This window comes from Rhizobium sp. CBN3 (assembly GCF_030518245.1).
Taxonomy (GTDB): domain Bacteria; phylum Pseudomonadota; class Alphaproteobacteria; order Rhizobiales; family Rhizobiaceae; genus Rhizobium; species Rhizobium aethiopicum_A.
This window is the reverse complement of sequence record NZ_JAULSE010000010.1, coordinates 13,700-33,087: the sequence shown is the minus strand read 5'-3', so window position 1 is coordinate 33,087 and position 19,388 is coordinate 13,700. Positions and strand designations below refer to the sequence as shown.

Sequence of the window (19,388 nt, the reverse complement as noted above, 5' to 3'; positions counted from 1 at the left end):
AGGTGAAAACATCAATGTCTGATACGGTGAAGCTTGATCGCAGCCAAGGTTCGGAAAAATATTTCTGTAATGCAATTTGGTGGCGCTTCGAAAATCGGCATGCGCCAAACGCCGTTCTTCGTTCTCTCTTATCTGAGAGCAAGATACTGCTCGACGCGATTGTGAAGTGATGGGAGCAGCGCCTAAATGTTTCTAAAAGAAATCACATCTGCGATAGACGAAAAAATGGCGCAGATAGGGTTCATGAAAGTATCAAAATTTTTATATTGCCGTAGCAATGATGGCGAGACAGAGAGTTTTGTTGAGTGGAATTTATTTGGCAGACCCGTAAACAACTTCGCATGTGACTTTGGGCTGCGGAACATTGGCGCGTTTAGTTTTGCAGAAAAGTGCTTGAAACTCTACGGCGGGAGAAACAGTAGGGTGGAAAGCCGATTTAATCAGCGGTGCCAATTGGGGCAATACTACTCATGGGGAGAACGGTCATCGCTACGGTTGAGTGACCATGGCGGGAATTTGAAGTTAATGCTTGAGAAGGCTAAAGCCGACATCCATCGCTTCGACCGTGAGCTGGGAGGGTTTTTGATCTCGAAGGACAAGCTTTGCGATCTTCTGATAAGTGATTACAAATGGATGCCGTGGGCCTGGTGTAATGGCGCGGCAAGGGCTGCGGAATATGCCTACCTCGCTTCAAGCATCGACGGCACAAGCCCAGGTGTAATACGTGCTGCTCTTAGACCGTACGAGAATGTAAACATAAGATCCGGCCTAGATCGCTCTGTTGAAGTTCGCGAGTATTTGGATAACGTGTTCCGGGATCTTGGCGCGATATCAACGTGATTGCGGCCAGCTCATCACAGCTGTTCTCGGCCAGCAGCGTCGGCACCATCGCACCGGCTCCGTCATCTCCTTGCGGGTGACTCGGCCCATCTGTCATAGGCCATCGTCGTCACCGCGCCGCGTGCATCCGTCTGCGGATCAGCCGGTCGGCATCGTCATAGTCATAGGACCAGTTGCCGAGATCCGGATCGCTTGCCGTCAGCGGGTTGCATGTAAAATGTGCAGCAATGTACAGGGCAGGAGCTCCGATGGCTCGGTGGAGTTAGATAATCATGAAGAATTCGTTAGATCGGATTAAATCTGGTGGCGGACCGCTTGTATGTATAGAAAGGCGTAATGCAGCTCAATGGCTCGGAGTCGGAGGGACTAACTTCGGGAATGGAATTTATACTAAATTTTTTAGTGACTACGAAAGAGCTTGTGATGTTCAAGATTATCTGGGTGTCATCCCGCTGAATACTGGCTTCGCGGTCGTCCTTGGAGATATGCCGCTGGAAACACGGGTTTCTTACGGAGTTGGGGATATTCCATTTATAGTAAGAATTTTTTATTCAGATCAGGGAGTTGATGTGGTCGAAAAATTGAATGATCTAAAAGTTCTTGATGAGATAGATTCCGTCGAGTCTGTCAATGTTGAAATAAGAGAGGGTGAAATAGTAATTTTCGACTCCGCTTATCCGTTTTCTGAAGTCGGGGATGCGTACTTGAGTTTGGATTTTCAGCCGGGCAAATATATCGTCGTTAGCAAATTGTTTGAACCAGATGAGAGAAGTTCCTTATTGATTCACGAGTTTCGTCGGTATCAGACGTAACTGAGTCTCCGCGAGGGCAACGGATCGCTTTTTCGGGCACAGACATGGCAGCCAACGGCAAATTTACCTACACCTATGACGATCTCTCTCGCCTGACCGGCGCCGACAATGCCGGCGACAACACGCTCGACGAGACCTACAGCTACGATACAAATCACAATCTTCTCTCCCGCACCCGGATCGGCAGCTATGTCTATCCCGCGGCGGCATCCGCGATCCGCCCGCATGCGGCAACGCAGATTGGCGCCAAGACCATCGACTATGACGCCAACGGCAACATGGTCTCGGATGTGCCCGCACGCTGAGCTGGGACGGCGCCAACCGGCTGGCGAGCATCACCCAGAACGGCGCCACGGTGAGCTTCGCCTATGGCCCCGACGGAGCAAGGGTGAAGAAGAGCGGCGGCAATGGATGCCACATGGCTAGATAGGAATACGGGATGGGCAGTTCAAAGTTCGAAGATCCACGGTTAGGCGTCTACTGCTGTGGCCATCTGTTCCGGCGTGAACGACCTGCACTCCTCGTTATTAGAGGAGACGGCGACTGGCAGTTTATATGCGGGGGTGTTGATCATAGTGATCCGCTTGAACCATACCATGTTAGCGTGGGCGTCTTGCTCGATGCCGACCCGACGCTTAATCAGATCGCAGATCTTCCGCCCGAGTGGGAAGCTGAGCGCGCAGAAATTGGAGACGCCTGGCTGAGAACTGTCGGGACGCAATAGGTAAGCCAATTGGGATGGCCGCGCTTCAGTTCCATCCATTCTAACCTGTTTGTCTCAGCGGTAAGTCGTGCGTAGGTTACCCCGTTACTCTCCGGGACTACACGCCTAGAATGGAGCTCACTTTTTATGCGAACTGTTGAAAATGGTCGCACGTGAATAGGAACTGGCCCTGACCGCGCCGGTTCAAGGCGCGATCAGGGTGAGTTAGTCAATTGACCTATCTATTGTCCAACTGAGACCTGACCAGTCTCAGTCCTCGTTCGGTTATCCGGTAGGGTTGGCCGCCTGAAGACCTAATCGCCTTCAGCCGTTTCAATCTCCTGAAGAGATCGAGGTCGACGCCGGGATAGAGCCAGCCGTCTCGGGTGAAGCAACTGACGTTCTCGATTTTTCTGTTGTCGTCGCGGGTAATTTCGATACGGCCACCTTGGGCCATGAGATGCAGGATGCGCTGCTCCGTGCGGGAAATGTCCATGTTGTGAGATCCGGTATCGCGCCGTAGGCGCGCACAAAAACGATCTGGCGCTCATTCGAACGTCAGGGCTTCGTTTTTCGGGCCCATGCGCGCAAGAAAACTTGCGGGCAGGGCCTTTACCGGGTCTCAGACTGGCTCAACATAAAACATCTATTATTCAGCCCGAAAAAAGCGGTCAAGAGCATCCCTGTCGGTGAAAACCGGTCGAAAACCCTGGTTTCGGTTGATCGTCCCTTTGCCGCTACTGGTAAATTCCGCGACTCAGTGATCTAGTTAGAGGGGTAACGCGGAGGTGTCGTTGATCCACATTCGCAACGCCCGAGACGGGGAAGCGGAGCTATTGAGCGAGATCGGGCTCAGGGCCTGGCAGAAGGCGATGGCGTCGATCGGCGAATCGGATGCGATGATCGACGCGGCGCGCAACGCCTTTCGCAACTTCGTGGAGAATGACTGGCTGACCATCACCGTCATCGAGCAGAACGGCCAGGTCGTAGGCTGGGCTGCACGCGAGGGATTGGATGAAACCATCTCGGATTTTTGGATCGATCCCATCTTCACCCGGCAGGGACTCGGCTCAGCCCTCCTCGAACGCATCGAGAAGGATATTGCCGGTCGAGGTTTCGACACGGCGACGGTGCAGACCCATTCCGGCAATAGCGAGGCAATCGGCTTTTTTCGGAAGCACGGTTATGGCATCCACTGGCTGTCGGTCGCCTATAATCCGAAGCTTGACCGCGACGTGCCCTCTGTCGGGCTGACGAAGCCGCTGGTTTCGGACAGCCAAGGCGGCTATGGGCAGGAATTCTGACGTTTAAAAATCCAGATGAAGGTGAGGGGCCCATAGCGGCGCGAGGGTCAGCGCCGTGGCCAAGGCGCCGTGGAGGATCAGGATTGCCGCCAGGATCGACCGGAACGGCTCCTTTCTCGTCTTGTGCCGCAGCAACTGCTGCGCCGCCACCGCGCCGAGGCTGCCGCCGATCAGCGCAAGAGTCAGAAGCGTGCGCTCGCTGATGCGCCACCCGCCATTGCGCGCCGCCTGCTTATCGAGGAAATAGATCGAAAAGACGATGAGGTTCAGCGCCAGAAACAGTACGGCCATTTTGGTGATGTCGGTCATCGTCATGTGGCTACACTGCCATGCCTCGGTTAACCCGCGGCAAATGTCGCTCCGTCAAACCGCGGTGCGCGATGGCGAAAGCCTTGCACCGGAACGCCATTTCCTTTACCTCACCAGTGGAAAAGAACAGCCTGCAAAGAGCATCAGATGACCCTTGTCGACGTCCGCACGCCCGATCCGAAACGCTTCATCCCCGGCGCCACCGGCGACTGGGAAGTCATCGTCGGCATGGAAGTCCATGCCCAGGTGCTGTCCAACTCGAAGCTCTTCTCCGGCGCCTCGACGGAATTCGGCAAGCCGCAGAATTCGAACGTTTCGCTGGTCGATGCCGCCATGCCCGGCATGCTGCCCGTCATCAACGAGGAATGCGTCAAGCAGGCCGTGCGCACCGGTCTCGGCCTCAAAGCTGAGATCAACAAACGTTCGCTCTTCGACCGCAAGAACTACTTCTACCCCGACCTGCCGCAGGGCTATCAGATCTCGCAGTACAAGGACCCGATCGTCGGCGAGGGCAAGATTGTCATTTCGCTCGGGCCGGACCGTCAGGGCCATTTCGAGGACATCGAGATCGGCATCGAGCGCCTGCACCTGGAGCAGGATGCCGGCAAGTCGATGCACGACCAGCACGCGACCATGTCCTATGTCGACCTCAACCGGTCCGGCGTGGCGCTGATGGAGATCGTCTCCAAGCCTGACATGCGCTCGTCCGACGAAGCCAAGGCCTATATGACCAAGCTGCGGTCGATCGTCCGTTATCTCGGCACTTGCGACGGCAACATGGACGAAGGCTCGATGCGCGCCGACGTCAACGTCTCCGTCCGCCGTCCGGGCGAGGCTTTCGGCACGCGCTGCGAAATCAAGAACGTCAACTCGATCCGCTTCATCGGCCAGGCGATCGAATACGAAGCCCGCCGCCAGATCGGCATTCTGGAAGACGGTGGCACGATCGATCAGGAGACGCGCCTCTTCGACCCCAACAAGGGCGAGACGCGCTCGATGCGCTCGAAGGAAGACGCGCATGATTATCGCTACTTCCCCGATCCGGATCTGTTGCCGCTCGAATTCGACGACGCCTTCATCAAGGCGCTCGAAGCCGATCTGCCGGAACTGCCCGACGACAAGAAGGAGCGCTTCGTGCGTGAACTCGGCCTGTCGGTCTACGATGCCTCCGTGCTCGTTTCCGAAAAGGCGATCGCCGATTATTTCGAGGCCGTGGCCGCCGGCCGTGACGGCAAGACGGCGGCAAACTGGGTGATCAACGACCTACTCGGCGCACTCAACCGTACCGGCAAGGACATCGAACAGACACCGGTCTCGCCGGCCCAGCTCGGCGCCATCATCGACCTCATCAAGGCGGGGACCATCTCCGGCAAGATCGCCAAGGACCTTTTCGAGATCGTGCTGACCGAAGGCGGCGATCCCGCCGAGATCGTCGAATCGCGCGGCATGAAACAGGTGACGGATACCGGCGCCATCGAAAAGGCCGTGGACGAGATCATCGCCGCCAACCCCGAACAGGTCGAAAAGGTCAAGGCGAAGCCGACCATGGCGGCATGGTTCGTCGGCCAGGTGATGAAGGCGACCGGCGGCAAGGCCAATCCGCAGGCGGTCCAGGCGCTCGTCAAGGCGAAGCTCGGAATCGAGGAATAAGCGGTGTATTTCGTCCGCACCGCCGGCGAGCGCGACCTCGAGAAGGTGCGCGCTCTTCTGGTGGAAAGCTTTCACGCCACCTATGATGAACTCCACGGCAAAACAAAGGTGGACGAGCTGATCGCCCGTCTCTTTACGCCGGCAGCGTTGAAGGCACGGCTGGCGCGCAAAGATGCCGAGCTCCTCGTCGCCGATAATGGCCGCAACATCGGCGGCGTAGGTTATGCCGCGATGTCGCCAGCGCTGACGAAGACGGTCATGCTGCATCTCCTCTATGTCAATCCGTCGCTGCAGCGCCAGGGCATCGGCCGCGATATCTTCGCCGAGCTCGAAACCTGCTTTCCGGATGCTGAGATCATGCGTCTGGAGGTCGAGCCGCAGAATGCGGCGGCGATCGCCTTCTATGGGGCGCATGGTTTCGCCGAAGTCGGCCGCAGCGAGAACAGCGCGCCCGGACAATCCGGCATTCCCTCGCTGATTTTCGAAAAACCGCTGGAAGGGCATTGATCCCGTGGCGGTCGAATTGTCCGATATTCTCATTCGCCAGGCGCACAGGGACGATCTTCCGGCGCTTGTGGCGCTGTTTGCCGCCGATCCTCTCGGCGGTCACGGCGATACGACGGATGCCGAGGCTTTTGCCGATTATGCCGAGGCCTTCGCCGTCATCGAGACTTCGCTGAACCAGACGCTTTATGTCGCAGAGCGCGGCCGCGAAATCGTCGGTACGTTCCAGACGATGCTCACGACCTCGCTGACAGGCCGCGGTTCTTCGACGATGATCATCGAGGCGGTGCAGACGCGGGCCGACATGCGCGGGCAGGGCATCGGCACTGGAATGATCGAATTCGCCGTTGCCGAGGCAAAAAGCCGCGGCGTGCGGCTGGTACAGCTGACCTCGAATGTCATACGCAAGGATGCCCATCGTTTCTATGAAAGGCTTGGCTTCAAGCCTTCGCATCTCGGTTTCAAGATGGCCTTGAAATGACCCTCGCCTCTCGTGGAATCGCTGGACAATTCGGCTTGGCGACGGCATAAGCGGGGAGCTAAATTCTGGTTTGGCCCGCGCTGGCGGGCACAAGGAAAAGACATGCGGGATCTTCTGGTTCAAATCTTCACCTGGTGGAACAGTCAGACGATAGGCACGCGTTTTGCGACCTGGCGTTTTGGCAAGCGCGTCGGCGAGGATGAATTCGGCAACGTCTATTATCAAGGCGGCATGTCCTCCTACGGTCTGCCGAAGCGCTGGGTGATCTACAAAGGCTATGCCGAAGCTTCCGCCATTCCGCCGGGCTGGCATGGTTGGATGCATCATCGCACTGATGTTCCGCCGTCCAAGGAAAATTATGTCGCCAAGGAATGGCAGAAGGCGCATCGTCCGAACCTCACCGGTTCGCCGCAGGCTTACCGTCCGCCGGGCTCGCTCGCAGTTCCCGGTGAGCGGCCGCGCGTCACCGGCGATTACGACGCCTGGACGCCCGGCAACTGAGACGGCTCGACCGGGCGATCGCAAGCCCGGCTTTTGGCCACAATTGACCTTTACCCGCAGGTTGGCCGCGCTTGACCGCGGCCGTGAACCGAAAATATCTGGAGACGGGTGCATATGAAGCTCTTCACGCGGAACGTGGTCCTGCGTGGCGCCGGATCGCTGCTGGCGCTCTCGGCTCTGCTTCCACCGGTTGCGGCGCATGCCGCCCGCATCGACAATCCGGTTGCCGTCTTCTCCGGTCTCGACAAGATCACCGGCCGCATCACGACGTTCGATGTCTATGTCAATGAGACGGTACAGTTCGGCGCCCTGCAGGTGACGCCGAAGGCCTGCTATTCGCGCGACCAGGCCGAAGCCCAGAAGATCGACGGTTTCGTCGAGGTCGACGAAATCACCCTCGACCGCAAGATCCGCCGCATCTTCACCGGCTGGATGTTCGCCGACAGCCCCGGCCTCAACGCCGTCGAGCACCCGATCTACGACGTCTGGCTGAAGGACTGCAAGACAAGCTCGGATGTGCCGGCACCGGACAAGGCGACAGCCCGCTGATTGATATATCAGCTAGGCAGACGCCGAAAAAGCTTCACAATTTCGGCGCCATCCCCCGGTTAGGCCGCGAGCCTATGCGGACGGTGTCTTGTTCCTCGTGAAAAGACCTTTGGCAAAACGAAGCGCACCGCCAAGCACGATGACGATAAGGATGCCGGCTTTTTTGAGGAAGGCGGCGGCAAGCGCCAGGAGCCCCACCTTTGCGGCGATCTTGGCGCCAGCACCGGCGGCGATCATCCCGGCCATTCCGTAGGCCGCGATCTTGTCACCTTCGACGAAATCGGTATAGGCCATTCCCTTGTCGAACTGCACGAGCGTCGTGACGGTCGGAATGACCTGCTCGATCTCCTTCAACTGGCTCAGGCCGGCCACGAAATCGAACTCGAATACGCCCTCGCGGCCAAGAACGCGTACGGAGTAGTTGAGCGTATGCGGGGCTTGCGCATCATCGCCGAACAGCAGATCGCGCGCCCAATGCAACGCATGCGCAGACTTGTCGTAATGCGGCGTCGAGGCCCAACCGATAAGCGTGATCTTTTGAAAACCCTGCTTTTCGCGCTCGACGTTGTTTTCCCGAATGGAATCCTTGATGTTCTGCAGCAGTTCATCGTAGTCGGTCGTGGCGGCGTCGGTATCTGAGACATAGCCGTCGGCGCTGTATTCGACGATGGAACCCCAGGCCGCGATATCGGTCGGCGCGTATTTCACCGGGAAGATCATCCCCATCGTTCCCTCCGCCGCCTGCGGCGGATTTCCCCAGATATCGACCAGCACCTTCTTCGTATCTGCGGAATTGAGATAGTAGAAGCCTTCTGGCACGTTCATCGTTGCCTTTGCAGCAGGCAGCTTGATCGCACCCTGCTGAAAATCGAGCTTTTGCAGCAGTGGTTTTTCTGCGTCCGAAAAAGCCCTGCCAGGGAACATCTCCTGGTAAGGGCTTGCCCCGGCTTGACCCGTGAACAAGGCGAAAAGGATTGCAGCCGCAAAATATCGTTTCAAAATTCTATCCCCCGTTGCATGGCCGAACCTATTCAAATCGGCTCGAAAATCAACGCAAGGGTGAAACGATCACGTTTAAAACTTGAGGTGTGGCGATTCCATCGCGCTGGCAAGCAACAGCGCATATTCGGCCTTCGGTACGTCGATCGCTCCGAACGTCTTCAGGTGCTCGGTGGTAAATTGCGTATCGAGCAGCGTGAAGCCCTTTTCCCTCAGCCGGTCGACCAAGTGTACAAGGCAGATTTTCGAGGCGTCTGTTCGGCGTGAAAACATGCTTTCGCCGAAGAAGGCCGAGCCAAGCGAGACGCCGTAGAGACCGCCGACCAGTTGATCGCCGTCCCAGGCTTCGACGGTATGGGCATGACCGATTTCGAACAGCGTGGAATAAAGCGACCGGATCGTCTGGTTGATCCAGGTGCTCGGGCGCCCGGATGTTTCCTCCGCGCAAGCCGCGATCACCTGGTCGAAAGCGTGATCGAAGCGGATTTCGAAGGGTTTCCTGCGCACCGTTTTGGCGAGGCTTTTCGATATGTGGAAATCACCGAGCGGCAGAACGCCGCGCAATTCCGGTTCGACCCAGAAGATCTCCGGGTCGTCGGCAGATTCGGCCATCGGAAAGAGGCCGATGGAATAGGCGCGCAGGAGGATGTCAGGGGTTATGCCTGGTGACTTCCTGCGCGATCCTGCCATTCCTGTCCTATGCCGCCGGCGTGTTGGCGAGGTAATGTTCCAGCCAGTGGATGTCGTAGTCGCCGTTGGCGATATCCTGGTTGGAGACGAGATCCTGGAACAACGGCAGCGTCGTCTTGATCCCGTCGACGACGAATTCGTCGAGGGCGCGGCGCAGGCGCATCATGCATTCGACACGGGTGCGGCCGTGCACGATCAGCTTGCCGATGAGGCTGTCGTAATAGGGCGGGATCTTGTAGCCCTGATACGCGCCGGAATCGATGCGCACGCCAAGGCCGCCCGGCGCATGGAAATGCGTGATCGTGCCGGGCGAGGGCACGAAGGTGCGCGCATCCTCGGCATTGATCCGGCATTCGATGGCATGGCCGGAAAAGTGCACCTCGTCCTGCGTCACCGACAGACCGCCGCCGGAGGCGACGCGGATCTGTTCGTGCACCAGGTCGATGCCGGTGATCGCTTCGGTGATCGGATGCTCCACCTGCAGGCGGGTATTCATTTCGATGAAATAGAACTCGCCGTTCTCGTAGAGGAATTCGATCGTGCCGGCGCCGCGATATTTCAGTTTCTTCATGGCATCGGCGCAGACCTGGCCGATCTTCATGCGCTGCTCGACGTTGAGCGCAGGCGAATTCGCCTCTTCCCAGACCTTCTGGTGACGGCGCTGCAGCGAACAGTCGCGTTCGCCGAGATGAATGGCGTTGCCTTCACCGTCACCGAAGACCTGGATTTCGATGTGGCGCGGCTTGCCGAGGTATTTTTCCATGTAGACGGCATCGTTGCCGAAGGCGGCTGCCGCCTCCGTGCGCGCCGTCGACCATGCCTCGATCAGATCGGCCTCGCTCTTGGCGACCTTCATGCCGCGCCCACCGCCGCCGGCCGTTGCCTTGATCAACACGGGATAGCCGATTTCGGCGGCCGTCCGCAGCGCATCCTCTTCGGTCTTCACTTCGCCGTCCGAGCCGGGAACGACGGGAATGCCAAGTTCCAGCGCCGTCGTCTTGGCGGTGATCTTGTCGCCCATGATACGGATGTGATCCGCCGTCGGCCCGATGAAGGTGATGCCGTGCGCTTCCAGGATATCGGCAAACTTGGCGTTCTCCGACAGAAAGCCATAGCCCGGGTGCACGGCATCGGCGCCGGTGATCTCGCATGCGGCGACGATCTGGTGGATATTGAGATAGCTCTCGCGCGAGGAGGGCGGACCGATGCAAACGCTTTCGTCGGCAAGACGCACATGCATGGCATCGGCGTCGGCGGTGGAATGAACCACGACGCAGGCAATGCCGAGCTCCTTGCAGGCCCGAAGCACGCGAAGGGCGATTTCCCCGCGATTGGCGATGAGGATTTTCGAAATCATGGGCTTGGGCCTATTCGATGACGACGAGGGCTTGGCCGTATTCGACGGGATGTCCGTCATCGACGAGGATCTCGGTGACCTTGCCCGATTTCGGCGAGGGGATCTGGTTCATCGTCTTCATCGCCTCGATGATGATGAGCGTCTGGCCTTCCTTGACGGTGGCGCCGATTTCGATGAAGGGACGTGCGCCCGGAGCCGGCGCCATATAGACGGTGCCGACCATCGGCGCATTAACGACATTCGCCGGGTTGCGGCCGGGTGCTGCGGCGGGGGCGGCAGCGGCGGCTGCCGGAGCGGCGGCTGCTGCCGGAGCGGCAAAGGCCGGTGCAGCGATCGGTGCCTGGACGTATTGCGGCATGCCGCCGCGCGAAACGCGGATGCGCAAGTCGTCCTGCTCGACCTCGATCTCCGTCAGATCCGTCTCGTTGAGGATGTTGGCGAGATCGCGGATCAGTGCCTGATCGATACCCGATTTCTTTTCAGCCATGGTGTTGCCCTGTCTTCTTCTTATGCCGTGATGTTCTTCAGCGCGTGGAGCGCCAGGATGTAGCTGTGAGGCCCGAAGCCGCAGATGACGCCCTTGCATGCCGGCGCGATCATCGATTCGTGGCGGAATTCTTCCCGCGTATGGACGTTGGATATGTGGAGCTCGACGACGGGAATCGAAATAGCGCGGATCGCGTCGTGCAACGCAACTGACGTATGCGTGTAGGCACCTGCGTTGATGGCGACGCCGGCGGCCTTTTCGTCGGCCTCGTGAAACCAGTCCACAAGCGTGCCTTCGTGGTTGCTCTGACGGAAGTCGATATCAAAGCCGAGTTCGCGCCCGGCTGCCTTGCAGTCTGCCTCGATGTCCTTGAGCGTCTTGCCGCCATAAATGCCGGGCTCTCGTTTACCCAGCATGTTCAGGTTTGGACCGTTCAGGACAAAAATCGTTTGCGTCATCGAATGTTCCGTAAATGCACGACGGCAACCTATAGACTCCGCGAGGTCTGAATGAAAGCCCTTACGGGTTGGCCGGCAGGAATCGCGCCACATTTGTCCACATGGCTGAAACGCTTCGATTCTGGCGATTTGATGAGCGGCCGGTCGGCTGTCCGCTTCCTCAGCAGGCGGTCTTGCCGCAGCTGCGCATGTTCTTGACCTTGGCTTCGAGATCGTCGAGCCCGACGGCGCCCGGGACCAGCTCGTTGCCGATCACATAAGAGGGCGTGCCGCTGATGCCGAGGCTGGAGGCAAGCTGATAGGTCGCCTGAACGATCCCATCGTTCGGGCTCTTCGCCATCTCGGCGCGAATCTTGTCTTCGCTGACGCCGAGAGAGCCTGCGACAGCGATCGCACTGTCTTCCGAAGCGCGGCCTTCGCTGCTGAGAAGGGCGACATGGAAATCAGCATATTTGGCAGGCGCCAGCCTGCGGAAGGCGTCGGCCACTTTGTGGGCGGCAACCGAATCCGGCCCGAGGATCGGGAATTCCTTGAGCACGAAGCGGACGTTCGTGTCCTTCTTCAGCATCGCCTGCATGTCGGGAAGCGCGTGACGGCAGTAGGTGCAATTATAATCGAAGAATTCGACGACGGTCACATCGCCCTTGGGATTGCCGAGCGTGACGTCATCCTTTGAATTGAAGATGTTGGCGGTGTTCTCCTCGATTGCCATATTGGCCTTCACCAGCCGCGCAGCTTCCTGCTTCTTCTGCAGCGCGTCCTGGACGTCGAGCATGATCTCCGGGTTTTCGATCAGATATTGCTTGATGAATTCGCCGAACTCCTTCTTCTGCTGATCGTCGAGCGCTGCCGCCGGAAACGGAAGCGCGATCGATGCGGCGAGCGCCAGTGCGGTGAAGCTTTTTGAGAAGAAGGCCATGATATCCTCGTCATCGGCGATGCAGTCTTGGTCGAGAAAACCGTCGCCGGGTTATGGACTTGAACGCGTCGCGTCAAGGTACGGTGCGTCGAGTTCTGTTCAAACAGGAATTTTCATCCCTGCGCCGCCCTCGCGGGATTGTGATGAGCCGATTAATGCGGCAATTGTCTGGCCAATAGCGAAGAAGCCGAGCGAGAAGCGATCTTGTTTTCCATATCGAAACGCAGCGAAGTCGAGCCTTTTCATGCCATGGACGTGTTGGCGGAGGCGACGAAGCGGCGGGCAGCCGGCCATTCCGTCATCTCGATGGCGGTCGGCCAACCCTCGCATCCCGCGCCTCGAGCTGCCCTCGAAGCGGCAAGCGCCGCCCTTGTCGAAGGCCGGATCGGTTATACGGATGCGCTGGGGACGGCGCGGCTGAAATCCGCACTTGCCTGGCACTACAAGGATCGTCACGGTCTGGAGATCGATCCCAGGCGCATCGCCATCACCACAGGTTCCTCGGCAGGGTTCAATCTCGCCTTCCTCACGCTTTTCGATGCCGGCGATGCCGTGGCGATCGCAAGACCGGGTTATCCCGCTTATCGCAACATTCTCGGCGCGCTGGGGCTGGAGGTTCTCGAAGTGCCGGTGACGGCCGAGACCCACTTCACCCTGACACCCGAGAGCCTCGATGCGGCGCAGCAGCAAAGCGGCGTCCGGCTCAAAGGCGTGCTGCTTGCAAGCCCCGCCAACCCCACCGGCACCGTGACCGGCCGTGACGGGTTGAAGGCGCTTGCAGATTACTGCGCCGCCCAATCCATCGCCTTCATCTCCGATGAAATCTATCATGGGCTGACCTTCGCGGGAGAGGAGGCGAGCGCGCTCGAGCTGACCAACGAGGCGATCGTCATCAACTCCTTCTCCAAATATTACTGCATGACCGGCTGGCGAATCGGCTGGATGGTGCTGCCGGAGCGGCTGGTGCGGCCGATCGAGCGGGTGGCGCAGAGCCTTTATATCTCGCCGCCCGAGCTCTCTCAGATCGCAGCGGTGGCCGCGCTTGGCGCAAGCGAAGAGCTCGATCATGTCAAGGCGAGCTATGCCGCAAACCGCGCGCTGCTGCTCGACCGCCTGCCCAGGATCGGCCTTGCGCCCGCTTCGCCGATGGACGGCGCCTTCTACGCCTATGTCGATGTCTCGCACTTCACCAATGACAGCATGGGTTTTGCCAAACGCATGCTCGCAGAAATCAACGTCGCGGCGACGCCGGGCTTGGATTTCGATCCGCTGGAGGGACATCGAACCTTGCGTCTCTCCTATGCGGGTTCGCAAGGAGAGATCGCCGAGGCGGTGGAGCGGATAGCCGTCTGGCTGACGTAGGGCTGCGGGAAGCGGCTGCTTGCCCACCTCCTTCTTAAACTAGCTTCGCGACGAAAACAGCGAGGCGAGCGTCGAGGCGGGCTTGTTGTTCAGCCGCGGCACCACCACCAGCTGCTTGATCTCGCCGCGTTTGTAGGCGGCCAGGAAGCGCTTGTAATCCTTGAAGGAAACGCAGCCGTTGGAATCGCCGTTCTTGCCGAGCATATAGGTGTGGGCAAGCAGGCCGACGCGGTCATAGATAGCATCCGAGCCTTCCACCGGTGTCAAGCGCAGCGCTTCCACACCGTGAAAGAGAGCCTCGCGCATCGTGAGGACATAGGTATGCGGTGGCGTCGGTCCGCGCATCTTCTTGTCCACGTAACGCGGATTGTCGCGCATCTTGCCGAGACCGGAATGAGCCTCCAGCCGTTCGCCGTTCGGCAGGTAGACGGTGCTGTTTTCGATATCATAGATCGCGACACCTGCCCGCAGTTTCGGCGAGAAGACCGGCTTGTCGTAGCGCGGCACGGCATCGTCCTCATCGTCCTCGATCGGTGAGTTCGGCTGGGCATAGGCCAGGACAGGCCCGGCGGAGCGCTGCGCACCCTTGACGGCCGGCGCCGGTTTGCCGACGAGTCCGTCCGGACGCGCCATCGGCAACGGCACGGAACCTGCATCAGGCGACAGCACGAGATCGAAGGGTTGATCCTCTGCCGCTGCGACCTCCACCGCCGCGGATTCTGTTGCGGGAGCCGAGGCGGTCCTGACAGGAGAGGCGACCGGCTCGATCGGGGCAGGCGCGATCTGCCGGGGGCCTGCATCGGCCAGCGCGAGCATCGCCTGGAGTTGGGCCGCGGCGACGGCCTCCTTTGACGGAACGATGATCCGGTCGCCGTCGTCCTCTTCAATCTCTGCCGAGGCGAGTTCGACCGGCGGCGGCGCGATCGCATCATCCTTGCGGAACTTGGCGCTGTCGGAAATTGCGGCGACGACCGGTTGCTCGGCAGCCATGACGAGCCGATTGTTCTTCGTCAGAGCCGCCAATGCCGTTGCGGCAGCGGCAGTCTTTTCGGCGTGAGACTGGATGAGGCTTGCGGTCAGCGGCATTTTCGGCTTCGCGTCGAAGGCGGTCAGCCGGTCACCCTTGCCGACATGGATCAACCTCTCGAGGCGAGTTGACGACGCCACCTTCGAGGTGGCCCGGATCTGTGCCAGGCTATCGGGCGGAGAAAAGGGCGCAGCGACCGAATGCATCGTTGCCAAGGTCGCGATCAGCCATGTTGAGGTTAAAAGCCCGGCGCCGATGACACCGTAAAGAAAACCGCGAGATCTGTGCGAACGCAAAGCAGATCCGCCAAGAGGGGCGACGTTATCCAACGTCCCTACCGCAAACGCCATACTACACTCGTCTTTCAAACTCGCTACGCAGGCCGGCGGCACTGACTGACTAAAACTTCGCCGGGGCCGGTAAGGGCGCAAAGGGGCCGAATTTAGGCCGCTTGCGACTTCCGACTGTTTCGCGAGGATGACGAATTATGGTTTCTAATTTGTTTACGCGATATCGCTGTTTTTTAGGATGTCTGCAAAAAGAGATGCCTGCCGGCGTCTCAGGTGCGTTCCATCACATAACTTCCCGGTGCTTCTTCGATCGCGTTCAGCGCACCGCCGCCGGGTTTGCGCGCCGCAACGCGTCTGCCCTCCTGCGTCTCGATCCAGGCTTGCCAATGCGGCCACCACGACCCGGGCGTCTCGGTGGCCCGCTCGAGCCAGGTCTCGTAGTTGCCCTTGGCCGGGCCGCCCGTCCAGAACTGGTATTTCTTCTTGTCGGGCGGATTGACGACGCCGGCGATATGTCCCGAGCCGGTGACGACGAATTCCACCTTGCCGCCGAAGAACTGACTGCCGAGAAAGACCGATTTTGCAGGCGCGATGTGGTCCTCGCGCGTGGCGAGATTATAGATCGGGATCTTCACGTCCTTCAGCGATACGCGCTTGCCGTCGAGGATCATCTCGTTCTGCGTCAACGCATTGCGGAGATAGCAGTTTCGCAGGTAAAACGCGTGGTTTGCCGCCGCCATCCGCGTCGAATCGGCGTTCCAGAACAACAGGTCGAAGGGCAGGGGCTCCTGACCCTTGAGGTAGCTGTTGACGAAATAAGGCCAGATCAGCTCGGAAGCGCGCAGCATGTTGAAGGCCATCGACATCTTCGTGCCGTCGAGATAGCCGGCCGCCTTCATATGCTCTTCGAGCGCGGCAAGCTGCTCCTCGTCGACGAAGACCTTGAGGTCGCCGGCATGGGTGAAATCAACCTGCGTCGTGAAGAGCGTCGCGGTCTTGATGCGCCGGTTTTTCTCTTTGGCATGCAGCGCCAGCGTCGCCGCCAGCAGCGTGCCGCCGACGCAGTAGCCGACGGCATTGACGTCCTTCTCGCCGGTCGCCTTCTCTATCGTCTCGAGCGCGAAATCGACGCCCTCGCGGGCATAGGCCCCCCAGTCCTTCTCGGCGTGACGCGCATCCGGATTGACCCAGGATATGACAAACACTGTCTGGCCCTGGTCCACGCACCATTTGATGAAGGATTTCTGCGGGTTGAGGTCGAGAATATAGAACTTGTTGATCCAGGGCGGGCAGATCAGCAGCGGCCGTTTCAGCACGGTTTCGGTCGAGGCTTCGTACTGGATGATCTGGCAGATATCGTTCTGGGCGATGACTTTGCCCGGTGTCAGCGCCATGTCGCGGCCGACAGCGAATTTCGTCATGTCTGTCTGTCGAAGGCGAAGCTCGCCGTTGCCGGCAGCGATGTCCTCGGCGAGCATCTTCATGCCGCGCACCAGGTTTTCGCCGTTGCTTGCGATCGTCTCGCGGTAAAGCTGCGGGTTGGTAGCGATGAAGTTGCTCGGCGAAAGGGCTGCCGTGATCTGCTTCACGTAAAAGCCGGCCTTGTGCTTGGTGTGCTCGTCGAGGCCGTCGGTCTCCGACACCAGCTTGTCCACCCAGTCGCTCGTGACGAAATAGACCTGGCGGAGGAAATCGAAGAACGGATTTTTCTGCCAATCCTCGTCCGAAAAGCGCTTGTCCTTGCGGGTGTCGGGCTCGGGCGGCAGGGGCTCGCCCTGCACGCGCTGCATCGAGCGCATCCAGATGCCGAAGAACGAGGACATCAGCTGGGTCTGCGCCTCGAAGGTGCGGCGGGGATCGGAAATCCAATATTCGCTGACCTTGGAAAGCGTCTTGACCATGTCGGTCATCGGATCGATGGCGGTTTCGGTGATCTCGCCGCGTTCGCGCGGCGCAAGCCAGGCCGAGGCGGCCTGGCCGAGATTTTCGAGCGCCCGGGCGAAATTCATCGCCATGGTCTCGGGATCCTTCAACAGATAGGGTTCGAGATCGGTTGCGTCGAAACCGGTCTTGTCGCCATTCTTCTGGCCGCCACTTTCCTGCTTGCTGTCGGTCACCATTTCCTCCGGCGGCAGCACTCTTTTTATCCGTTTGTTGTACATCCTGACCGAACGAGAAAACAAGTTCCACCCGCATCGGCTCGTGCTATTGCTTTGTGGCTGCGACAAATTTAACAGTCGAGGCAATCAGAACTGGATTTTGAGGCATGAACAAGAACGGCATCCGGCGCATCGCAACCTTCAACCGCACCGCATTGATCTGCGCCGCGGCGGCGATGACCCTTGCCGGATGCAATCTGACGGCGGAGGAAAAAGCCGCAGCCGCCGCCAAGCGGGCGGCGCCGACCGCCGTCGTCATGCCGGCAACCAAGGGCGAGGCGGTCGAGGGCGGTCTGACGAAATCACCGGACGGCTACCCGAATTTCGGCGCGCCGCTGACGGCGGCCAATGTCCAGATGAGCGATGAACAGGCGGCCGAACTGCAGCATCAGTTGACCGCGCTTTCCACCCGGCGCAAGGCCGGCACGATCTCGGAAGCCGAATATCAGGCCAAGGTCGCCGAAATGCGCCGCCTTGCCGCCGAGCACGGTGCGCAGACGCTTTCCGAAATCTCCAAATAAATCTTGCCTTTCAGGCAATTTGGACGCAAAGCCTTCCGGATGGATCGGAAGATGCGATTTTCCCGATAATGCGTGGTCGTGCGGCCTTTCCGTCAAAGATTTGCCGCTTGGCTTGGGTCTGATGAATACGGCGCTGCGATTGTGAAGTTCGTGTCGCAGCTGCCGGGAGACGGAACGAACTTCGACCGCGGCTTAAAATGCCGCCTTTCCATGGGGAATGAAATGGAAGAGTTTCACAAAGTCCGGCGTTTGCCGCCTTATGTTTTCGAACAGGTCAATCGTTTGAAAGCAAGCGCGCGAGCGGGCGGCGCCGATATCATCGATCTCGGCATGGGAAACCCTGACCTTCCGACTCCCCAGGCGATCGTCGACAAGCTGTGCGAGGTCGTACAGGATCCGCGCACCCACCGTTATTCCTCCTCCAAGGGCATACCGGGCCTGCGCCGCGCCCAGGCCGCCTATTATGCCCGCCGTTTCGGCGTCAAGCTCAACCCGCATACGCAGGTGGTCGCCACCCTCGGCTCCAAGGAGGGCTTCGCCAATATGGCGCAGGCGATCACCGCGCCCGGCGACGTGATCCTCTGCCCGAATCCCACCTATCCGATCCACGCCTTCGGCTTCCTGATGGCCGGCGGCGTGATCCGCTCGATGTCGGTGGAGCCGGACGAGACCTTCTTCCCGCCGCTTGAGCGCGCGGTCCGCCATTCGATCCCGAAGCCTTTGGCGCTGATCCTCAACTATCCCTCGAATCCGACGGCCTTTGTCGCGACGCTCGATTTCTACAAGGACGTCGTCGCCTTCGCCAAGAAGCACGACATCATCGTGCTGTCTGACCTTGCCTATTCGGAGATCTATTTCGACGGCGCTCCGCCGCCGTCGGTTCTCGAAGTGCCGGGCGCAATGGATGTGACGGTCGAGTTCACCTCGATGTCGAAGACCTTCTCCATGCCCGGCTGGCGCATGGGCTTTGCCGTCGGCAACGAACGGCTGATCGCGGCGCTCACCCGCGTCAAATCCTACCTCGATTACGGCGCCTTCACGCCGATCCAGGTGGCGGCGACGCATGCCCTGAACGGCGATGGCTCCGACATTGCCGAAGTTCGCAATGTCTATAAGCGCCGCCGCGACGTCATGGTCGAAAGCTTCGGCAAGGCAGGCTTCGAAGTGCCGCCGCCGGCAGCCACCATGTTCGCCTGGGCGAAGATCCCGGAAAAGTTCCGTCATCTCGGTTCGCTTGAGTTTTCCAAGCTGCTGGTCGAAAAGGCCGACGTCGCCGTTGCTCCGGGCATCGGCTTCGGCGAGATGGGCGACGACTATGTCCGTCTGGCGCTTGTCGAGAATGAACACCGCATCCGTCAGGCTGCGCGCAACATCAAGAAGTTCATGTCGACGGCAGACGAGACGATGCATAACGTCATCTCGCTCAACGCCCACCGTTAATTCCAACTCTTGGGCAGCCGCGTTCG

The 19,388-nt window shown here is 59.3% G+C and carries 24 protein-coding genes; 13 read left to right on the top strand and 11 right to left on the bottom strand.

All coding sequences use genetic code 11. The features are described 5' to 3' along the window. The first annotated feature begins 14 nt into the window (after nt 1–14). Both QWJ46_RS16320 and QWJ46_RS16315 read left to right on the top strand, forming a co-directional pair. A complete protein-coding gene (locus QWJ46_RS16320; protein WP_302752126.1) occupies nt 15–170 on the top strand; it encodes a hypothetical protein in 156 nt (51 codons plus the stop codon). 16 nt (nt 171–186) lie between these two features. Further along, nucleotides 187–840 carry a hypothetical protein gene (locus tag QWJ46_RS16315; protein ID WP_302752125.1) on the top strand — a complete coding sequence of 218 codons (654 nt, stop codon included), beginning with the start codon at nt 187–189 and terminating at the stop codon, nt 838–840. A 109-nt stretch (nt 841–949) separates the two neighbouring features. On the opposite strand, the gene QWJ46_RS31270 is transcribed toward QWJ46_RS16315, so the two are convergent. Further along, complete coding sequence (locus tag QWJ46_RS31270; RefSeq protein ID WP_368046092.1) at nt 950–1,042, bottom strand: hypothetical protein; 93 nt, start codon at nt 1,040–1,042, stop codon at nt 950–952. A gap of 70 nt (nt 1,043–1,112) precedes the next feature. On the opposite strand from QWJ46_RS31270, the gene QWJ46_RS16310 reads away from it, so the two are divergent. Together QWJ46_RS16310 and QWJ46_RS16305 are read left to right on the top strand one after the other, a co-directional pair. Continuing rightward, the gene (locus tag QWJ46_RS16310) at nt 1,113–1,652 is read left to right on the top strand and encodes an Imm21 family immunity protein (RefSeq protein WP_302752124.1); all 540 of its coding nucleotides are present in this window, start codon (nt 1,113–1,115) and stop codon (nt 1,650–1,652) included. Nucleotides 1,653–1,696: 44 nt separating this feature from the next. Beyond that, a complete protein-coding gene (locus QWJ46_RS16305; protein ID WP_302752123.1) occupies nt 1,697–1,957 on the top strand; it encodes a hypothetical protein in 261 nt (86 codons plus the stop codon). 636 nt (nt 1,958–2,593) lie between these two features. Here the strand turns inward: QWJ46_RS16305 and QWJ46_RS16300 are convergent. Beyond that, nucleotides 2,594–2,851: a YjhX family toxin gene (locus QWJ46_RS16300; protein WP_302752122.1), complete on the bottom strand. Its 258-nt coding sequence runs from the start codon at nt 2,849–2,851 to the stop codon at nt 2,594–2,596. Between the two features lie 298 nt (nt 2,852–3,149). Between QWJ46_RS16300 and QWJ46_RS16295 the strand changes: the two genes are divergently transcribed. Continuing rightward, entirely contained in the window at nt 3,150–3,659 is a 510-nt protein-coding gene (locus QWJ46_RS16295; protein ID WP_302752121.1) for a GNAT family N-acetyltransferase, read from the top strand. Nucleotides 3,660–3,662: 3 nt separating this feature from the next. Here QWJ46_RS16295 and QWJ46_RS16290 read toward each other — a convergent pair whose 3' ends face one another. Next, complete coding sequence (locus tag QWJ46_RS16290; RefSeq protein ID WP_302752120.1) at nt 3,663–3,974, bottom strand: DUF1294 domain-containing protein; 312 nt, start codon at nt 3,972–3,974, stop codon at nt 3,663–3,665. Between the two features lie 141 nt (nt 3,975–4,115). On the opposite strand from QWJ46_RS16290, the gene gatB reads away from it, so the two are divergent. From gatB to QWJ46_RS16265, 5 genes are all read left to right on the top strand, one after another. Continuing rightward, nucleotides 4,116–5,618: an Asp-tRNA(Asn)/Glu-tRNA(Gln) amidotransferase subunit GatB gene (gene gatB, locus QWJ46_RS16285; protein ID WP_302752119.1), complete on the top strand. Its 1,503-nt coding sequence runs from the start codon at nt 4,116–4,118 to the stop codon at nt 5,616–5,618. A gap of 3 nt (nt 5,619–5,621) precedes the next feature. Beyond that, complete coding sequence (locus tag QWJ46_RS16280) at nt 5,622–6,125, top strand: GNAT family N-acetyltransferase (RefSeq protein ID WP_302752118.1); 504 nt, start codon at nt 5,622–5,624, stop codon at nt 6,123–6,125. Between the two features lie 4 nt (nt 6,126–6,129). Next, the gene (locus QWJ46_RS16275; protein WP_302752117.1) at nt 6,130–6,603 is read left to right on the top strand and encodes a GNAT family N-acetyltransferase; all 474 of its coding nucleotides are present in this window, start codon (nt 6,130–6,132) and stop codon (nt 6,601–6,603) included. Nucleotides 6,604–6,705: 102 nt separating this feature from the next. After that, the gene (locus QWJ46_RS16270) at nt 6,706–7,104 is read left to right on the top strand and encodes an NADH:ubiquinone oxidoreductase subunit NDUFA12 (protein WP_184460379.1); all 399 of its coding nucleotides are present in this window, start codon (nt 6,706–6,708) and stop codon (nt 7,102–7,104) included. Nucleotides 7,105–7,218: 114 nt separating this feature from the next. Beyond that, the gene (locus QWJ46_RS16265) at nt 7,219–7,653 is read left to right on the top strand and encodes a DUF2155 domain-containing protein (RefSeq protein ID WP_302752116.1); all 435 of its coding nucleotides are present in this window, start codon (nt 7,219–7,221) and stop codon (nt 7,651–7,653) included. A 72-nt stretch (nt 7,654–7,725) separates the two neighbouring features. Here the strand turns inward: QWJ46_RS16265 and QWJ46_RS16260 are convergent, their stop codons facing one another. From QWJ46_RS16260 to QWJ46_RS16235, 6 genes are all read right to left on the bottom strand, one after another. Next, on the bottom strand, nt 7,726–8,652 hold the full coding sequence (locus QWJ46_RS16260; RefSeq protein WP_302752115.1) for a DUF2167 domain-containing protein: 927 nt from the start codon (nt 8,650–8,652) through the stop codon (nt 7,726–7,728). Between the two features lie 75 nt (nt 8,653–8,727). Then, nucleotides 8,728–9,342, bottom strand: a complete 615-nt coding sequence (gene aat, locus QWJ46_RS16255; protein ID WP_302752114.1) for a leucyl/phenylalanyl-tRNA--protein transferase — start codon at nt 9,340–9,342, stop codon at nt 8,728–8,730. Between the two features lie 7 nt (nt 9,343–9,349). Next, the gene (gene accC, locus QWJ46_RS16250) at nt 9,350–10,699 is read right to left on the bottom strand and encodes an acetyl-CoA carboxylase biotin carboxylase subunit (protein ID WP_184460375.1); all 1,350 of its coding nucleotides are present in this window, start codon (nt 10,697–10,699) and stop codon (nt 9,350–9,352) included. 10 nt (nt 10,700–10,709) lie between these two features. After that, complete coding sequence (accB, locus tag QWJ46_RS16245; protein WP_184460374.1) at nt 10,710–11,186, bottom strand: acetyl-CoA carboxylase biotin carboxyl carrier protein; 477 nt, start codon at nt 11,184–11,186, stop codon at nt 10,710–10,712. Between the two features lie 20 nt (nt 11,187–11,206). Continuing rightward, nucleotides 11,207–11,644, bottom strand: coding sequence for a type II 3-dehydroquinate dehydratase (gene aroQ, locus QWJ46_RS16240; protein WP_302752113.1), 438 nt, complete (start codon nt 11,642–11,644; stop codon nt 11,207–11,209). A 160-nt stretch (nt 11,645–11,804) separates the two neighbouring features. Further along, a complete protein-coding gene (locus QWJ46_RS16235) occupies nt 11,805–12,563 on the bottom strand; it encodes a DsbA family protein (RefSeq protein ID WP_064802212.1) in 759 nt (252 codons plus the stop codon). 204 nt (nt 12,564–12,767) lie between these two features. Between QWJ46_RS16235 and QWJ46_RS16230 the strand changes: the two genes are divergently transcribed. Continuing rightward, entirely contained in the window at nt 12,768–13,925 is a 1,158-nt protein-coding gene (locus QWJ46_RS16230; RefSeq protein ID WP_302752112.1) for a pyridoxal phosphate-dependent aminotransferase, read from the top strand. Nucleotides 13,926–13,964: 39 nt separating this feature from the next. On the opposite strand, the gene QWJ46_RS16225 is transcribed toward QWJ46_RS16230, so the two are convergent. Both QWJ46_RS16225 and phaC read right to left on the bottom strand, forming a co-directional pair. Continuing rightward, the gene (locus QWJ46_RS16225) at nt 13,965–15,302 is read right to left on the bottom strand and encodes a tlde1 domain-containing protein (RefSeq protein ID WP_302752111.1); all 1,338 of its coding nucleotides are present in this window, start codon (nt 15,300–15,302) and stop codon (nt 13,965–13,967) included. Nucleotides 15,303–15,511: 209 nt separating this feature from the next. Next, complete coding sequence (phaC, locus tag QWJ46_RS16220) at nt 15,512–17,362, bottom strand: alpha/beta hydrolase (RefSeq protein ID WP_302752391.1); 1,851 nt, start codon at nt 17,360–17,362, stop codon at nt 15,512–15,514. A 146-nt stretch (nt 17,363–17,508) separates the two neighbouring features. On the opposite strand from phaC, the gene QWJ46_RS16215 reads away from it, so the two are divergent. After that, nucleotides 17,509–17,922, top strand: a complete 414-nt coding sequence (locus QWJ46_RS16215; protein WP_184460370.1) for a hypothetical protein — start codon at nt 17,509–17,511, stop codon at nt 17,920–17,922. Nucleotides 17,923–18,144: 222 nt separating this feature from the next. After that, entirely contained in the window at nt 18,145–19,362 is a 1,218-nt protein-coding gene (locus QWJ46_RS16210; protein ID WP_302752110.1) for an LL-diaminopimelate aminotransferase, read from the top strand. Nucleotides 19,363–19,388: the final 26 nt, after the last annotated feature.

Bases quoted from the DNA above. Each gene is read 5' to 3' on its own strand.
- QWJ46_RS16320 (WP_302752126.1), top strand. From the start codon at position 15: ATGTCTGATACGGTGAAGCTTGATCGCAGCCAAGGTTCGGAAAAATAT.
- QWJ46_RS16315 (WP_302752125.1), top strand. From the start codon at position 187: ATGTTTCTAAAAGAAATCACATCTGCGATAGACGAAAAAATGGCGCAG.
- QWJ46_RS16310 (WP_302752124.1), top strand. From the start codon at position 1,113: ATGAAGAATTCGTTAGATCGGATTAAATCTGGTGGCGGACCGCTTGTA.
- QWJ46_RS16305 (WP_302752123.1), top strand. From the start codon at position 1,697: ATGGCAGCCAACGGCAAATTTACCTACACCTATGACGATCTCTCTCGC.
- QWJ46_RS16300 (WP_302752122.1), bottom strand. From the start codon at position 2,851: ATGGACATTTCCCGCACGGAGCAGCGCATCCTGCATCTCATGGCCCAA.
- QWJ46_RS16290 (WP_302752120.1), bottom strand. From the start codon at position 3,974: ATGACGATGACCGACATCACCAAAATGGCCGTACTGTTTCTGGCGCTG.
- gatB (WP_302752119.1), top strand. From the start codon at position 4,116: ATGACCCTTGTCGACGTCCGCACGCCCGATCCGAAACGCTTCATCCCC.
- QWJ46_RS16270 (WP_184460379.1), top strand. From the start codon at position 6,706: ATGCGGGATCTTCTGGTTCAAATCTTCACCTGGTGGAACAGTCAGACG.
- QWJ46_RS16265 (WP_302752116.1), top strand. From the start codon at position 7,219: ATGAAGCTCTTCACGCGGAACGTGGTCCTGCGTGGCGCCGGATCGCTG.
- aat (WP_302752114.1), bottom strand. From the start codon at position 9,342: ATGGCAGGATCGCGCAGGAAGTCACCAGGCATAACCCCTGACATCCTC.
- accC (WP_184460375.1), bottom strand. From the start codon at position 10,699: ATGATTTCGAAAATCCTCATCGCCAATCGCGGGGAAATCGCCCTTCGC.
- accB (WP_184460374.1), bottom strand. From the start codon at position 11,186: ATGGCTGAAAAGAAATCGGGTATCGATCAGGCACTGATCCGCGATCTC.
- aroQ (WP_302752113.1), bottom strand. From the start codon at position 11,644: ATGACGCAAACGATTTTTGTCCTGAACGGTCCAAACCTGAACATGCTG.
- QWJ46_RS16235 (WP_064802212.1), bottom strand. From the start codon at position 12,563: ATGGCCTTCTTCTCAAAAAGCTTCACCGCACTGGCGCTCGCCGCATCG.
- QWJ46_RS16225 (WP_302752111.1), bottom strand. From the start codon at position 15,302: ATGGCGTTTGCGGTAGGGACGTTGGATAACGTCGCCCCTCTTGGCGGA.
- phaC (WP_302752391.1), bottom strand. From the start codon at position 17,362: ATGGTGACCGACAGCAAGCAGGAAAGTGGCGGCCAGAAGAATGGCGAC.
- QWJ46_RS16215 (WP_184460370.1), top strand. From the start codon at position 17,509: ATGAACAAGAACGGCATCCGGCGCATCGCAACCTTCAACCGCACCGCA.
- QWJ46_RS16210 (WP_302752110.1), top strand. From the start codon at position 18,145: ATGGAAGAGTTTCACAAAGTCCGGCGTTTGCCGCCTTATGTTTTCGAA.